This is a genomic window from Limibacterium fermenti (assembly GCF_041902845.1).
Classification (GTDB): domain Bacteria; phylum Bacteroidota; class Bacteroidia; order Bacteroidales; family Dysgonomonadaceae; genus Limibacterium; species Limibacterium fermenti.
The window spans coordinates 1067320-1081171 of record NZ_CP159486.1 but is presented as its reverse complement, the minus strand read 5'-3'; the positions used below and the strand labels follow the sequence as shown (position 1 = coordinate 1081171).

Sequence of the window (13852 nt, the reverse complement as noted above, 5' to 3'; positions counted from 1 at the left end):
CGTTAATACTTTAAATCATAAAAATGATGTTCATCTACCTCAGGAGAAAACGTCACGTCCTGAATCCTTATCACGAGTGAATTGTTATTGTAATATTTCTCGTTAATATTCTTAATCAGCCAATTTTCGCCGGAAGCAAGAACAAGTGTCTCTTCTATAGGGATTGTAATTGTAGTAAAACTATTAAAAACTTTTAATGAAACTGTAAATTCCAAGTCACTTGTTACAGGCTCCGATGCCTCAATATTTATCGCCCATCCGCGCGTAAGCTCCGGAAATTGTCCGTATGCCATATTATTCCAAGTCAAACTGAGATTTAACTCTATTCCACGCGAGTCGATGTATTCAGTCCATTCTGCTGAATACTCTTCTATTAGATGCTCATCGGTATGACTAAGCCAAGTAACCGAGAATGCCGCATCGCCCAGCTTAAACAAGTACGACTTGCCGGCAAGTTTATGCTTATCGATAAACTCGCGTATGGCATTCAGGTCGGTACTTCGGTCGATGGAAATAAGGAAGTCATACGGCTTGCCGTCTAACTCGGTTAGTTCTGCCACACAGTCGAAGGTGCGTTCAATGGCGTGGATCAGGGAGATCACCTGCGGGGATACGCTTGCCTCGTAACGTGATTTCATCCGCCACAGATGGAACTTGACGAATAGCTGCTGCAAGGGTTTCGCAACCAATACGCGCAGGAAGGCGAGTATACGGTCTTTGCGCAGAAAGGTCGGCAAAAGTTGCTCTATCAGTTTGTAAAAATCTATTCTCATACCGTGTAAGTTATTATTGTATGATCGATGTCAAAGTCGAATGACCCGCCGGGTGATTCGATGTTCTGCGAGGTGACCGCCTGCCCGGCGATCCGGACTTCGTTCAGGATCACGTCCGACACGCCATCCGCCTGCTGGATGGCATCTGTTAGCTTCGTCCGGTTAAACACGCCCCCATAGATGATATTGTCCAGATAATTGGATATCGCCTCTTCCACCGGCTTGCCGCCTCCGGACAAGCGGTTCCCGTCCATATCGAGCACCATTGCATTTCGGACTACCTGGAGGGTAAATTCGAGCGATGTCGGAGCCTGGGAGATGATCTCGAAGTGCGTACCGGCCGCGCCGATTTCGGTGATGTATGCCCGGAAGGCTTCCAGTTCCGACGCCGATAATGGTTGCCTGTCGTCTTTGGAAACATAGATGCGCAGTTTCGTAACGCCTTCAACCTCTAACTGTCTAACCGCAGCAAACCGGATAATTTGTGATTCTTCATCCACTTCGGGATATTCAAACCCGTATGTGAGGGGATTAAACTTGACGAAATGGCCCAATTGAAAGGCCATCGAACGGGTGTGGTACCAGGGAATGGAGCACACGGCATTCTTCGTAATAGCCGCATCAATATCGGACTGATGCCGGTTCATAAGCGATTCAAGCGTGAAGATCGCGACGGCAACGATATACGTCAATATTGCCTCGATGCTCACTTTCGAGAATTGCTCATCGAAGGTTTTCGATCTATCAAGTCCATACATCTGCTGCAACGTTGAATTCGCCACAAAATCGGCGCGGATTGCTTGTACTATTTCGTTAAGAGTCCTCATGCGAACGTGTTGTTAAAAATGTCCTCGAAAATCTGACCTTTGTCCGTGATGTTCGTCGCCGGTTTAATGGCGTTTCGTTCGTAATAACCGGCTATGGATTTGTTTACCGTGGCCGATGCTTTTATCGTATTGAGCACATCGATATCGTCCGTCACAGAAATATCATTCCCGGCGGCGATATCAATGGCCGCCTCGGTGCTTCCAGCCGTCTGCACGGCAATGTCGAATACCGACTGTCCTTCTAAAGCCTGAATGTCCTTTTTAGCCATATCCTGATTATTAGTGTCAACGCGGCTCCGGCAAGGATAGCAACGATGTACGTCCATACCGGCGGGCGCGTGGTAGTTGTTATTTTCTCCGAGAGCGAAGCATCCAGCTTCGTCCGAAGCTGCGAAGTAACGAGTGTCAGGCGATCAATTTTGTCCTGTTGTTCGCTGATGATACGCTCATTCTGTTCATTGATGACTGCGATATCATTCAGCGTTTCGGTCGTGCGTTCGCGAGTCTTATGTTGCCGGCCGGTCGAAGAATCCGGAGCGGAATATTGCGTATCGGTCTGGCGGGTAACGCTTTTATCGGACACGTTTGTCCTTGCATCTTTCATGATGTTGTCAATTCGCTTTTGCGATCCGGACTCCTTTACCGTTACATCGACATTCGAGACCTGATCCGTTTTGAACGCCTGTCGCTTATCCGTTTTTATCGTTCCGCAAGCTGTCAGCAGGAACACCCAAACGAGTAGCAGTATCTTCTTTTGCTTCATGTTGAATCTCCGTTTTAATTTGTTCTACAATAGCCTCCATGTTCTCGGGGGTGATCTTATCGAGCAGTTTCATGATCTTCGTATTGATACGATTCAGCCGGTTGACTTCCTTTCGTAGCTTTTCCAACTCAACCAATACCAAGTCATATTTCACGCTCATATCTGTTGCAAGATCACGCCAGATCTTTATTGCACTGTCCACATTGTCAATCTCGGTTGTTTTAGCTTCCGCGCGGGCCTTTTGTGCATCCGCCTCGGCTTTTGTTTTGGTTGCCCTGAGGGTTACAACCGTAACGATAAGACTGCCCCCCAAGCCAATATTGAGGACAATGGACAATATTTCAAACCAATTCATAACCGTTATTTTGAAAAGTATACATCACTCTCGGCCTTCCGGCGACGGACTAATCCGGGCAAGACCGTGAGCACACCGTTTACACGCGCTTTATTCCATCTTTCGAACTCGCCGGCTATCGACGGATCATTCGTATTTACCCGGACTTTCTTCAGTAAGGTTGAACGGGTAAAATTGCCCGATCCCACGTTGAAGACGAAACTTACCAGGGCATCGAATTGATTTTGCGACAATGGCAAGCTGAGCGCATTAATAACCTTTTCGGAGGCGGCAAGATCTTCCCGCAAAAATTGCTCTCCCTGTCGCTCCGAAATCGTGTCGCCCGGCTTCACGCCTTTGGTATGCCCGTAGCCGATCGTCGGGATGCCCGCCGGGCACAAATAGGCTTTCGGCCGAAAGCCTTCAAATTCTTTTATCAGGGCAATGCCCCGGGTTGATGTTTTCATAAATCAATTCCTTTCACTTTTTGTTATTTGTACTCGGCATTTACTTGAATATTTTGTCCCGAAATTTCCAGATGGTTTATTTGCATTCCTTCAATATCCAATTGCTGTCTGATTTTATGTTTATACAGCAAGTAATCGTGATCTAACAACATATTTCCGATACCGACACCCACTACAGGATTTTCTTTCAATTCACCGGGATGCATCGTTAAGATGGAAGCAATATTTTGTTTTGTTATATCGCCGATCTGAACTCCCTGCAAAATCTTCCCATTCGAATCGCGGAGAACAAGGATATCTAAATCATTCGTTTCCATATTCAATAATATGCCTGTTTCTTTACCCATTAGTGTTTTACTTTTTCGTCTTCAAATGTCGACTGATTCGGATTGGGAGTCGATGAATTAAATATCAATGCTAATGGAGCGCCATTGCCCGAAACCGGATGTGATTGTAATTGATTTTTCAAAGCCTGAAGGTCATTGTAAACCTTTTTCATCCACTCAACCAGTTCTTTTATTTTAACCGAACCTCCATTTTCACCATCATTTATTATAATCCCGTTTTTATCCAGTTTAAATGATATTTCATCAACGTTTAAACGGATATCACTATAGCTATTTGCATATACTATAAACAGATTGCTATAGTCCCCAGATATAGAACCTACCAATACATCACTTGCGATTTCGGGTGTCATTAAAAACGCGTTGTCTGTATCCTCTGTCGTGGGCTTCAATCGGACATCAGAAATAGAAAGGCCATCAGCTACCACAGTGCAGGTATTGCCCTCAACGCTTTCAACTGTCGCAGGGAAAAATGCCTGTCCGTTTTGCTGAAAGCCTTTCATTAATTCTGATATCTGTCTATATTTATCCATTACCGGTAAGTTTACGCCCTAATTCCACTTTTCGCACGCCGCCGTTTTCGTCAAAAGTCGTAGTTACAGAAACCACATAATACGATCCCGTCTTAAACTCATATTCCGCATCGTGTATATGTGCCGAATAAGTAGGTTCCACATAAGGCACCAGCCAACCGGTAATACTACCTTCATATCCAGTGTATGAAAGGTATTTTATTTCTTCTTGTCCACGTTTTTTCAAATCGCTTATAGACATGGGGGATTGTACTTTTACCGTACGCTTTTCGCCTCCAGTAACGCCGACATTTACCGACTTTTTTTTTACCGTCAAGTCCTACACCTTCAACGACAACTTCGAACTTCCGATCATCGGAGTTACGATATTTCAGATCAGAAGATTCGATATTGACAGCAAAATCATAATTAACGTCTCCACCTTTTTCTACGTATGCAGGATGAATATTCAGTTCTGCCCCCTTCATGTAGATATTCGCTTTTGTTTCATCCTGAATTTTTTTCAATACGTCATAAGCATTTGCACTTTTGATTATAAACTTTTCATAAGTAATATCATACGTACAATTCAGTTCCGATAGACCTATTTCAGAAAGGCAATATTGCGCAATAGCTTTCACTGTTGTTTTATTGAACTGTTTATCTTTTACCGGCTTACGTGTCTCATAAATTCCATCTTCACAATTAAATATCAAACTACTATCATCTGTGTCAATACGCTGTAAAAAGCCGGTAAATTCTGTGACCAGGTTATCATCATAACCCAGTTTTATTGTAACCTTATCACCAATCTTTACTTTTTCTTCCACGTCTAACGATTGGTTGTATACCACACCCGGAACGACAATAACCGCCGTATCTGCCAATAAGTCGACAGATTTATGTATTTCCGCCGACTCCAATAATGCAAGTCGGTAATTACCTATAACTATGTCGTAAACCATGTTAAACATTTTTCACTTCAATAAATAGTTCAAATAAATCATCGGAAAATGCATCAATGGAAAAGTTTTGTATGTTTTCGCCTTTCGAAAAAGGGAACGAATAATTTTCGATAACTATCTGGTGTATATCCAGCATAGCGAGCAATTCGTTTTTTACATTTAAAGCCCTTTTTTGCTTTACGTAATACATGAATTTTTGCACGTCGTTTTCTGGATAAATATTCAAATCCGGATGCACAAATTTCCCCTGAATATTAATAGAGAAATCATCCTGAGCCCAACGTTCTTTTACGGTACCCCGTCTTTCCGATTTGGAAACATTCCGTTTGATTATCACATTTTTTCCGGTAATGGAAATAAGCGGTTCAATAGGAAACATCCATTCCGGATTTTCTTTAATACCTATCCACAACGGGAGCACCATCGATACCGGCTGACCTGATTGTATGAGGTTGCTTGCATCGCGCACGGTGATATTATTATTCTTTGTGAATATTGTATTAAAATTCATAATCTAAATAGTTTGTCCCTGTGCCATTGATAATATTCGCGTCAGTTCATCTAAGAGTACATCACGCATATTTTCCGCACTTTCCCTAAATCCGCTTTTGTTTATATTAATCGAGCCGACCAATTCACCGAGATTAATGGTGATATGTGTCGTCTTGGTTCCACCGGTAGCGATACTTTTCGCCGTTTCTTTGCCAACGCCGGTACCTGTTCCCGATCCGTTTACGCCCGTACCTGTTCCGCTACCAGTTCCTGCAACGGGCGATTGAGTACCAGGGATAGCCGGTTGAGAAATTCCAATTTTCGCCATTTTGTCGGAAACCCAACCGATGGGATCGAAACGGTTTCCATTTTCAACCCCGGATTGATAGCCTTTCGACCATGTTTCTCCCACCTTCTTTCCATTCTCAATAGCCGACATCATCGTCCCGCCCCCCATGAACCCCTGAACATAACCGGATGCCGCCTGCTTGGCGCCGTCTTTCACGCTATCCCAGTCTAACGAAAAAATGCCTTTGATGATTTTACCGAGCCCATCAAATGTATCAACCAGGCCCTTTACCGTATTGATTACGGAATCCTTCAGAAATTTCACAAACAGCTTGAATGTTTCCCACACTCCGGTCACCACGCCCCGAAAGCCATCGAATTTATTCCAAGCCAACGTGATTATGGCTACCAATCCCGCAATAGCCCCTACAATCAATCCTACAGGATTAGCGTTAAGAGCGACTGTTAAAAGCCACTGCGAGGCCGTCCAAAGGTTCGTTGCATTACGCACTGCAAAAACAATGATTTCGAAAGCCGCCAACGCGCCTTTAATTCCGGTAATTATTGCCTGTACACCTGCAAGTCCTAACATTGCGACTTTGTAGCCGATAGCTGCGCTCGCTGCGGTAATGATAATCCCCGTTATGACCGGGAAATCTGATGTTATTTTATCCGTTAGCCGTTGTATGGTACCAATGGGATCGTCTAAAAATCGGTTGAATTTTTCCAATGCCGGCAGAATTATCGGCTGCAAGACATTATTATACAGATTCAACATCTTTTCATTGATATTATCCATTGCCATAGCCCATTGCCCGGACACGGTATTGTTAATCCTGTCAATCATCCCGTGATACAAACCGCCTTCTTCGGTTGCCTTCTGAAAGGCTTGGGTAACCATATCAGCCGATATGGCTCCTTTGGACATATCATCTCTCAATTGGGAGATGCTTTTACCGGTCGTCTGCGATATTTTATTCAATGGGTTAAAGCCCGAATTAATCATTTGCAACAAGTCATTGCCGGTAAGTTTACCCGTTGATGACATTTGAGAAAAAGCCAATGTCATTAGCTTCATTTTATCACGATTACCCATTGTGATATCCCCGATGGCCTTTAAATTCGGCATGATTTTATCCTGGGCAATCCCGAAACCGGCCATCGTCTGCACAGCTTCGCTTAATTCCGCCTTCCCATAAGGGGATTTTGCCGCATAGTTCGAAATATCATCGATCATACGCTTGGCATTATCGGCACCCCCGAAAAGGACTTCGAAGGAAGTATTTCGTATTTCCTGTTCCATCCCATTCCGGATTGTTTTGCCGATGAATGCTCCCACACCTAACGCGGCAGCCACCCCTTTCAGCTTTGTGATGATACCGCCTAAATCGACCTTATTCAAGCTTTCGACTTCGTTTTTCAATCCACGCACATTCGACCGGGACGCGCCTGATGACGCGCCGATTTTATCCAGCATTGTTATCGCATTGCCGTTGATGTTGAGTATGTATTGTAAAACATTCATCGTTTTTTAGCTTCTTGTGATCTGATCCAGTTTAGTGTTTCTGCGTAGGCTGCCCACTCTTCATCCGTCAGCCCATCGGGATCGGAAATATGCAGATAGTACCGAAGTTGCGTATTAATAAGCATGATCCCATTTTGAGCAGCATTTTTGGCTGACTTTAGAGCTTTGTTATTTCGGCCTCCTTAATCTGAACGATTTCTGCCAGCTTGGCAGAAACGCCGAAGAACTTTTCGTCATCGGTTTTGATGCTTTCATCGCCTCCGAGCCAACAGTTCTGTAACAAAGCCTCATTCGCCCTAATCGGATTATTTCCGAGCGTGGCCACATACGACATCGTTTTCCTATCCGGCTTTTTCAGGTAACATACGGAGTCACCGACTTCCACCTTAAAGATATCACCCTGCTTTTTCTTCCACTCTTCGATTTGCCCGGCCGTAGCCTGTCCTCTTAATTCTTCCATTTTGAACTATTTTAAGCGTTTTTGATGTCCAATGCCAGAAAAGGCATTGCAATTTCCATAAACTTATCACCCTGAGCCATTCCCTTTTCGTACTCGGTGAATTCTGCCCCGATAATTATATCTGTTGAAATAGCAGAAGAAGCGACTGATGTTGCATTCATTTCCGCTCCGTACGAAACAATAATATCGACCTTTGTCGTTAGCACGTTTCCGCCGGTTGCCGCTTCAATGGCTTCAAACTGACTTTGGGTAAATGTAATGTTACCCGTTATTAATTCGTTACCGCTCTGAATGCTGTGCGCTTTGCGGCCTTTTGCAAACATGGCTTCTTTTTCACACTCACGTTTATAAGAGACGGCACGGAACCCCACAATAGGCACACTACCCACAATAAGGCTGATATCCGCCCATTCGTATTCACGTCCGTTGATTAGATATACGTCTTTCATTTTAATTTTCGTTTACAGTGAAACCCAATAATACGTTGATATAACGTGCGTATCCGAAAGGACGGACACGTATTTCCACATTAATAGTGCTGGTAGCCAATACATCTTGTACCGGATCAATATACACCACTACACCATTGTCGCCATTTTCGTCTGACAACTCGTTACCCGCGGTCATGTTGGATGCAATTGCATTAGTAATGACCTGCTTCCAGGATGCAATTACAGGTTGGAGCATGGTACCGTCTGACTTTACCTGTACTTTGTCCAACAATTGCTGAACCAAAACGGCATAAGCAATACGCGCCGCTTTGTCGATAGTCCTGACAGCTGTCAGATGGTTATAATCATCCGTTTCTTTCGTGGCCATTAAATCATCGGCGATGTAATAGCCGGCGATTCCGGTAAATGTCCTGAAGGTAATGTAGGATTTGTTGTAGATGGCTTCCATGTCGGCCATTTCAATTTGATTGTTTCCTGCAAAAATCTTTAATACATTCAACTCACCATCTGACACACGACCGATATTTTGCTCGACACTAACCGATGCGATTCGGCCGGCAACCAAACCGACCGCCTGGTTCGCCGATCCCGCGGAAGTCGATCCGATAACAACGGCAGCCCGATAATAGGAATTCGCTTTCAAGTCTTTCAGTTCCGTCGCGTTTCCGCTAAAGTTCAGTCCGTCAAGAATGACAAATACCGGCGCATATTTCGCCGCACGCGCCCATTCGCCAAGTTCATGTGCGTTCAATAAGGCTTGCGGGATATCGCTATCCAATCCATCGGTAACAACGGGATTAGCCCCCGGCACGGATGTAACCACCACCCCCCGCAACTCGCCATTCGTCGTTTCAATCACGCTTCGCAAATAAGGATTCTCCTTATCGAGCACATCCGACATTTTGAGAGTTTCGGGATACCCGACGATATACACTTGTGTTCCTTCTTGTGCTTCCGCATAGAATTCTTTCACGGTTTGATACAACAGCGGGTTATTATCATCCGTAACGCCCAGTGTTGCCAAATCCGACAGTTTTCGAACACTGTATAGCTTTGCAAGTGAAAACATGTCTGCAACGGCTACAGCCCCGCAAACGGCCAGACATAGCAGCCCATCCGCGCTGGAGATAGTTTGCCCCAACGCACCGTTGCCATAGTCTATTGTTACTTTAGGTAATCCGTTCAGTGCCATTTTATTTCCGGTTAATGGTTACGATTGTATCATTCTTCAGTGTATTGGAGCCATGCCTAAAGGCGTCGCTTTTACTAAAGAACGGGATCAAATCAGCCGTGAAGTGCAAAATTTTGCATTGCGGATTCTTATCAAATACATCCTTTGCGATCCGGTTTCTATTTTCGGTTGTTTCGACCGGCTCACCGAGGATTAACGTATCAACATCGTCACTCCCTTTTTGGCCAATTTCTTCTTGTGATGGTTCAGTATCCAGTTCGGGATCCCCTTCACCATCCGTTTGCTCACTATCACCCTGTCCTGACTCAATTTGATGTGTTTCTTCATTGACTTCAGGTTGCGTCGTCGCTGTCTGCGCGATATCGGTGTTTGCTGTTGTTTCCTGTACAGGTTGAACATCAACCTGAGGCTGTTCAACTGACTCTTCATTTGTTTTAACATTTCTCTTTGCCATATTTGTTTAATTTGAAAAACAGGCTTCAAAACCGGGGCCTCGAAGCCTGTTTTTAATGATTATGAAAAAAGTAATTTATGCTTTATCGCTGTATACTGCGCCATAACCGAATGCCCGGAAAGGAAGCGCTACAAAACGCATTTGAAAGCCAAGCAGCCAACCACGGTAATCGGACCAACGCTTTTCAGGCTCTCCTTCGATATCCCCCATTGCACGCATGGCTTCACTCGTCACGATAGCGACCGATGACGGATTTCCGGTAGCCGATCCGTAGGGCATCTTTGTCCCATCCGTAGCATTGTATTTGGGATTTCCGGTGAACGTGTAGATTTTAAAACCGTCGATTTCCTTATCGGTCATCATTTGTTTGTACAGTTTAATGTTCTCATTCTTCAAGTCCTTCTTGTGTTGCGGACAAAGAAGCAGTATACGTCCTTCCTGTGGCAGGTCACCATTATCGAAAGCCAGTGACAAATCGGTGATATCGTTATAAGTTAAAGCTTTGTAACCGCTGCTATTCGCGGCACCGGTTGTCTTTAATACCGGTGTGTTTGCCGTATGAGAGGCGGGCGATATATTGAATGCCGCCGAGGTACACGCTTTTTTGTATAATGTATTGGCATGTTGCCGGGAAACGGATTCCGCTTTGTTATACTGGGTCTCCATTTCTTCTACGTTCGTTATATGCACCGGCTCAGTGTCGAAGGTCGCCAATGGAATCCTGATCCCCGTATCGGTTCGTTGCGACGGCGTCAGCGGCCATGTGTTATTGTTTTCCACGACTTCGGGATCGGCCCCGCACTGAGATAGGTTGATTGCATTATTATCAACCATGTGATCCATACTGGTCAGTTCTTTCAACCAGGAAGCATCCGGATAGAACAACGACAGTATGATGTTTGTAAAAATTTCTTTAAATACTCCAGCCATTTTGTTTGTTACTTTTTAATTGTTAGTTGTAATCTTTCGAACTCTTTTGGGTTTTCAGCGCGAAGCTTTTCAAGCCCGGCGGAATCTTCCTTCATCCATTTCAGGTAATCCCAGTTTTCACGCCCTGCCGTAATGCTTGATTTGTTCACCTTGTCAGCCAACGTTTCCGTTGCTGTTTCCGCTTTCGCGTCAATCATTGTTTTCACGTCCTCAAAGCATCCTTTTTCAGCCATTTTCTCAAACGACAAACGTTCTACTGCTGAAATTTTGCCGGCTTTCTCAGCATTGTTCAGGTAATCGGTTTGCGATTGTTTTTCAACAGCCTTTAAATCAGCTTTAAGTTTTTCGATTTCTTTGTCCTTTTCCGCTACAGCCAGTTCCACGTCTTTCGGCGTGTAATCGGCTTCCAGTCCAAGAATTTCCACTGTCTTATGGGACAGTCTAAAAACTACTTCTGCCATTTCATTTGATTTTTGTTTGTTATTATTAAAATTGAAGTTTACTTTCACCTGGTCGAATGACAACTCTTCCAGTTTTTCGTTATACAGCCTGATAGCGCCTGCATCAGAAGGAATGGGTACGATACTGGCCTCCATCAGTTCGCTTTCAACCAAGACGAATTCATCATTTATATACTCAAGCCGTAGAGGCATAATACCAATAGAAGCCGCACGAAGGAAGTTTTTATCCACTTTCCGCGCCACTTCTTTTCCCTGAGGATCATCTAAATCGAAAACAGGTGTTGCCATAAGCTTGTCATCTTCGATACGTATATTTTCCCACCTGCCGATCACCTTACCGGTATCGTGATCAAAAAGCATCACCGGATTAGCTTTAAACCTTTCGAGCAAAATGCCCAGGACGTTAGTCCGGTAACCTTTCGTATTTGTACTTTTCCCGTCTGAGAGTATAAAATCCATTATCTTTTATTTTGAATTTTCGCTAAAACTAATTGCGAAGGCAAAGTTGGGAATACGGCAATAGTTCACAAAAAAACACTGACATAATGTCATTCTTTTTTTAATATGTAATAGTAAATAAGCACTTTTGCAGTGATTTTAAAACTGTCAATATGGCAAAAGAATTGAATAGAGAAGCAAAAAAGAAACTGGCGAAAGAGCTTTTCCTTACCGGTAAGCACCAACAAAAGGAAATCGCCCGGATGGTGGGGGTTTCGGAAAATACGATTGGCCGGTGGGTGAAGGATGAAAAATGGGAGTATCTGCGCGCCAACCTCACAACCACGAAGGAAAATATACTTTCCAACTGGTATGCTCAACTGGCGGAGATGAACAGAACTATCGCAGAAAGAGATGAAGGAAACCGTTATCCGACATCTTCGGAATCCGACCGTATGATTAAAATATCCGCAGCAATCAAGAAACTCGAAACGGAAACCGGCATCTCTGAAATTTCAAGCGTTTGTTCCGGATTATGCGAATTTGTACGGCAGTATGATTTGCAAAAGGCACAGGAAATTAGCGATCATTTTCAAGCCTATATCGAAAGTAAAATGAGATAATATGGCAACGATCAATCAAAAAGATAAAAACGCCTTTATCGAATGGCAGGCTTATCGTGAAGCTTTAAAAAGAGCCACGACAACTGAAACAGACGAAACATTCGGCGAAAAACAAGCGCGTATCAAACGGCTTGAGTCGGATGATGAAGCCTGGTTTGCTTACTACTTTCCACATGTCTCAACCAATCCTGTAACCAATGAGGCCATACCGCCGGCGGATTTTCATATTCGGGCAACCAAACGCGTCATGAAAGATAGAAACTGGTTCGAATGCAGATGTTGGTCTCGCTCACTTGCGAAATCGACACGCACGCGTATGGAAGTCCTGAAGCTGATCCTTACCGGCCGGAAAAAAAACATTTTGATGATATCCAACTCTTTTGATAACGCTTGCCGGCTCATCGAACCTTATCGTGCGGAATTGGATTCAAACCAGCGCATCATTGCCGATTACGGGAAACAGCGCGGTTTTAAGAAATGGAAAACAGGCGATTTCATCACAAAGAAAGGCGTTGCCTTCCGGGCGGTCGGTGCCGACCAGTCACCCCGTGGAGCAAACGAGAACAATATACGGCCGGATACCCTACTGTTTGATGATATTGATACGGATCAGGATTGCAAGAATCCCGACATCATAAAAGAGCGGGTTAAATGGATATTCGGTGCCGTTATCGGAACCCGTGAAATTTATATCAAGTTGTTAATCATCGCCTGCGGAAATATTATTGCGGAATATTGCTGCATGACGGAAATGATGAAGAAAGCCAACTATGTGGATATCGTCAATATTCGTACACACGGAGTCAGCAGTTGGGCAAAAAACAGCGAGCAGGATATCGATGAGGCACTTGCTATTCTGCCGCATTCTACCATACAGCAGGAATATTACAATACCCCGGTGACGGAAGGCCGTATTTTCTTCAATCTCGAATACGGTACCATTCCAAAGCTTTCAACCATGGAACAGTTGATCGTTTACGGCGATCCGTCCACATCGAACAGGGAATCGCAGAACAGTTCTTTCAAGGTGGTGGCACTCCTGGGCCGCAAAAAGGGCATTACGTACATCATAAAAGTATTTTGTAAGCAATGCGCCCAGGCAGAGTTTATCCAGGCATATTATGACATGTACACCCTTGTTTCCTCGGAAGAAGCAACCGCACAGTATTACATGGAGTGTAACAGTCTTCAGGAAGGTTTCTTCGATTCGTTTTATGATCCGGAATTTAAACGTATCAGCCGGATGAAAGGAATACCCTTGTTTGTACAAAAAGACCAACGGGCAAAAGTTAACAAATATACACGCATTGAAGCCACATTGCACCCGCCATATAAACTGGGATGGCTCATCTTTAATAAAAATGAAGAAACGAACGAGCACATGAAGGAGACTGAAGGCCAGTTCAATGCCGTTTCACCCACCTACAAGGGGGCCGTGGATGCTCCGGACTGTATTGAAGGCGGGTATAAGATTTTAGATAAGAAGGGCGGAATGGCCCTGAATAAATACCGTTTTCAAAAACGGAGTTCACGCAGGTATTAAATAACA

The 13852-nt window shown here is 44.2% G+C and carries 20 protein-coding genes; 2 read left to right on the top strand and 18 right to left on the bottom strand.

Going from position 1 to position 13852, the window contains the following annotated elements; translation table 11 throughout:
- Window positions 1-2 precede the first annotated feature (2 nt).
- The 18 genes from ABNK31_RS04980 to ABNK31_RS04895 all read right to left on the bottom strand — a co-directional run bounded on the left by ABNK31_RS04980 (window position 3) and on the right by ABNK31_RS04895 (window position 11701).
- Window positions 3-773, bottom strand: coding sequence for a hypothetical protein (locus tag ABNK31_RS04980; protein ID WP_418894608.1), 771 nt, complete (start codon window positions 771-773; stop codon window positions 3-5).
- On the bottom strand, window positions 770-1600 hold the full coding sequence (locus ABNK31_RS04975) for a hypothetical protein (protein ID WP_418894607.1): 831 nt from the start codon (window positions 1598-1600) through the stop codon (window positions 770-772). The genes ABNK31_RS04980 and ABNK31_RS04975 overlap by 4 nt, the downstream gene beginning before the upstream one ends.
- Complete coding sequence (locus ABNK31_RS04970; RefSeq protein ID WP_418894606.1) at window positions 1597-1869, bottom strand: hypothetical protein; 273 nt, start codon at window positions 1867-1869, stop codon at window positions 1597-1599. The genes ABNK31_RS04975 and ABNK31_RS04970 overlap by 4 nt, the downstream gene beginning before the upstream one ends.
- Window positions 1842-2363, bottom strand: a complete 522-nt coding sequence (locus tag ABNK31_RS04965) for a hypothetical protein (RefSeq protein ID WP_418894605.1) — start codon at window positions 2361-2363, stop codon at window positions 1842-1844. The genes ABNK31_RS04970 and ABNK31_RS04965 overlap by 28 nt, the downstream gene beginning before the upstream one ends.
- On the bottom strand, window positions 2290-2718 hold the full coding sequence (locus tag ABNK31_RS04960) for a hypothetical protein (protein WP_418894604.1): 429 nt from the start codon (window positions 2716-2718) through the stop codon (window positions 2290-2292). Before ABNK31_RS04960 ends, ABNK31_RS04965 begins: the two co-directional genes overlap by 74 nt.
- A 5-nt stretch (window positions 2719-2723) precedes the next feature.
- The gene (locus ABNK31_RS04955) at window positions 2724-3164 is read right to left on the bottom strand and encodes a lysozyme (protein ID WP_418894603.1); all 441 of its coding nucleotides are present in this window, start codon (window positions 3162-3164) and stop codon (window positions 2724-2726) included.
- A 23-nt stretch (window positions 3165-3187) separates the two neighbouring features.
- Window positions 3188-3511 carry a hypothetical protein gene (locus ABNK31_RS04950; RefSeq protein ID WP_418894602.1) on the bottom strand — a complete coding sequence of 108 codons (324 nt, stop codon included), beginning with the start codon at window positions 3509-3511 and terminating at the stop codon, window positions 3188-3190.
- Window positions 3511-4044 (bottom strand): hypothetical protein, encoded by a 534-nt coding sequence (locus tag ABNK31_RS04945; protein ID WP_418894601.1) that lies wholly within the window; start codon window positions 4042-4044, stop codon window positions 3511-3513. The genes ABNK31_RS04950 and ABNK31_RS04945 overlap by 1 nt, the downstream gene beginning before the upstream one ends.
- Window positions 4037-4270: a hypothetical protein gene (locus tag ABNK31_RS04940; RefSeq protein ID WP_418894600.1), complete on the bottom strand. Its 234-nt coding sequence runs from the start codon at window positions 4268-4270 to the stop codon at window positions 4037-4039. Before ABNK31_RS04940 ends, ABNK31_RS04945 begins: the two co-directional genes overlap by 8 nt.
- Entirely contained in the window at window positions 4218-4988 is a 771-nt protein-coding gene (locus ABNK31_RS04935) for a hypothetical protein (RefSeq protein ID WP_418894599.1), read from the bottom strand. Before ABNK31_RS04935 ends, ABNK31_RS04940 begins: the two co-directional genes overlap by 53 nt.
- Window position 4989: 1 nt before the next feature.
- Entirely contained in the window at window positions 4990-5499 is a 510-nt protein-coding gene (locus tag ABNK31_RS04930; protein WP_321579700.1) for a DUF6046 domain-containing protein, read from the bottom strand.
- Window positions 5500-5502: 3 nt separating this feature from the next.
- Window positions 5503-7293, bottom strand: a complete 1791-nt coding sequence (locus ABNK31_RS04925; protein WP_418894598.1) for a tape measure protein — start codon at window positions 7291-7293, stop codon at window positions 5503-5505.
- A 157-nt stretch (window positions 7294-7450) separates the two neighbouring features.
- Entirely contained in the window at window positions 7451-7753 is a 303-nt protein-coding gene (locus ABNK31_RS04920) for a hypothetical protein (RefSeq protein ID WP_418894597.1), read from the bottom strand.
- 11 nt (window positions 7754-7764) lie between these two features.
- Window positions 7765-8202: a hypothetical protein gene (locus tag ABNK31_RS04915; RefSeq protein ID WP_418894596.1), complete on the bottom strand. Its 438-nt coding sequence runs from the start codon at window positions 8200-8202 to the stop codon at window positions 7765-7767.
- 1 nt (window position 8203) lies between these two features.
- Window positions 8204-9397 (bottom strand): DUF2586 family protein, encoded by a 1194-nt coding sequence (locus tag ABNK31_RS04910; RefSeq protein WP_418894595.1) that lies wholly within the window; start codon window positions 9395-9397, stop codon window positions 8204-8206.
- 1 nt (window position 9398) lies between these two features.
- Window positions 9399-9851 carry a hypothetical protein gene (locus tag ABNK31_RS04905; RefSeq protein WP_418894594.1) on the bottom strand — a complete coding sequence of 151 codons (453 nt, stop codon included), beginning with the start codon at window positions 9849-9851 and terminating at the stop codon, window positions 9399-9401.
- Window positions 9852-9926: 75 nt separating this feature from the next.
- Complete coding sequence (locus ABNK31_RS04900; protein ID WP_321579699.1) at window positions 9927-10781, bottom strand: hypothetical protein; 855 nt, start codon at window positions 10779-10781, stop codon at window positions 9927-9929.
- Between the two features lie 8 nt (window positions 10782-10789).
- Window positions 10790-11701 carry an HK97 family phage prohead protease gene (locus tag ABNK31_RS04895; RefSeq protein ID WP_418894593.1) on the bottom strand — a complete coding sequence of 304 codons (912 nt, stop codon included), beginning with the start codon at window positions 11699-11701 and terminating at the stop codon, window positions 10790-10792.
- Between the two features lie 152 nt (window positions 11702-11853).
- Between ABNK31_RS04895 and ABNK31_RS04890 the strand changes: the two genes are divergently transcribed.
- Both ABNK31_RS04890 and ABNK31_RS04885 read left to right on the top strand, forming a co-directional pair.
- Window positions 11854-12303, top strand: a complete 450-nt coding sequence (locus tag ABNK31_RS04890) for a terminase gpP N-terminus-related DNA-binding protein (protein ID WP_418894592.1) — start codon at window positions 11854-11856, stop codon at window positions 12301-12303.
- Between the two features lies 1 nt (window position 12304).
- Complete coding sequence (locus ABNK31_RS04885; RefSeq protein WP_418894591.1) at window positions 12305-13846, top strand: hypothetical protein; 1542 nt, start codon at window positions 12305-12307, stop codon at window positions 13844-13846.
- Window positions 13847-13852: the final 6 nt, after the last annotated feature.

Excerpts from the sequence above, each read along its gene's own strand:
- ABNK31_RS04980 (WP_418894608.1), bottom strand. The coding sequence starts at position 773 with ATGAGAATAGATTTTTACAAACTGATAGAGCAACTTTTGCCGACCTTT.
- ABNK31_RS04975 (WP_418894607.1), bottom strand. The coding sequence starts at position 1,600 with ATGAGGACTCTTAACGAAATAGTACAAGCAATCCGCGCCGATTTTGTG.
- ABNK31_RS04970 (WP_418894606.1), bottom strand. The coding sequence starts at position 1,869 with ATGGCTAAAAAGGACATTCAGGCTTTAGAAGGACAGTCGGTATTCGAC.
- ABNK31_RS04965 (WP_418894605.1), bottom strand. The coding sequence starts at position 2,363 with ATGAAGCAAAAGAAGATACTGCTACTCGTTTGGGTGTTCCTGCTGACA.
- ABNK31_RS04960 (WP_418894604.1), bottom strand. The coding sequence starts at position 2,718 with ATGAATTGGTTTGAAATATTGTCCATTGTCCTCAATATTGGCTTGGGG.
- ABNK31_RS04955 (WP_418894603.1), bottom strand. The coding sequence starts at position 3,164 with ATGAAAACATCAACCCGGGGCATTGCCCTGATAAAAGAATTTGAAGGC.
- ABNK31_RS04950 (WP_418894602.1), bottom strand. The coding sequence starts at position 3,511 with ATGGGTAAAGAAACAGGCATATTATTGAATATGGAAACGAATGATTTA.
- ABNK31_RS04945 (WP_418894601.1), bottom strand. The coding sequence starts at position 4,044 with ATGGATAAATATAGACAGATATCAGAATTAATGAAAGGCTTTCAGCAA.
- ABNK31_RS04935 (WP_418894599.1), bottom strand. The coding sequence starts at position 4,988 with ATGGTTTACGACATAGTTATAGGTAATTACCGACTTGCATTATTGGAG.
- ABNK31_RS04930 (WP_321579700.1), bottom strand. The coding sequence starts at position 5,499 with ATGAATTTTAATACAATATTCACAAAGAATAATAATATCACCGTGCGC.
- ABNK31_RS04925 (WP_418894598.1), bottom strand. The coding sequence starts at position 7,293 with ATGAATGTTTTACAATACATACTCAACATCAACGGCAATGCGATAACA.
- ABNK31_RS04920 (WP_418894597.1), bottom strand. The coding sequence starts at position 7,753 with ATGGAAGAATTAAGAGGACAGGCTACGGCCGGGCAAATCGAAGAGTGG.
- ABNK31_RS04915 (WP_418894596.1), bottom strand. The coding sequence starts at position 8,202 with ATGAAAGACGTATATCTAATCAACGGACGTGAATACGAATGGGCGGAT.
- ABNK31_RS04910 (WP_418894595.1), bottom strand. The coding sequence starts at position 9,397 with ATGGCACTGAACGGATTACCTAAAGTAACAATAGACTATGGCAACGGT.
- ABNK31_RS04905 (WP_418894594.1), bottom strand. The coding sequence starts at position 9,851 with ATGGCAAAGAGAAATGTTAAAACAAATGAAGAGTCAGTTGAACAGCCT.
- ABNK31_RS04900 (WP_321579699.1), bottom strand. The coding sequence starts at position 10,781 with ATGGCTGGAGTATTTAAAGAAATTTTTACAAACATCATACTGTCGTTG.
- ABNK31_RS04895 (WP_418894593.1), bottom strand. The coding sequence starts at position 11,701 with ATGGATTTTATACTCTCAGACGGGAAAAGTACAAATACGAAAGGTTAC.
- ABNK31_RS04890 (WP_418894592.1), top strand. The coding sequence starts at position 11,854 with ATGGCAAAAGAATTGAATAGAGAAGCAAAAAAGAAACTGGCGAAAGAG.
- ABNK31_RS04885 (WP_418894591.1), top strand. The coding sequence starts at position 12,305 with ATGGCAACGATCAATCAAAAAGATAAAAACGCCTTTATCGAATGGCAG.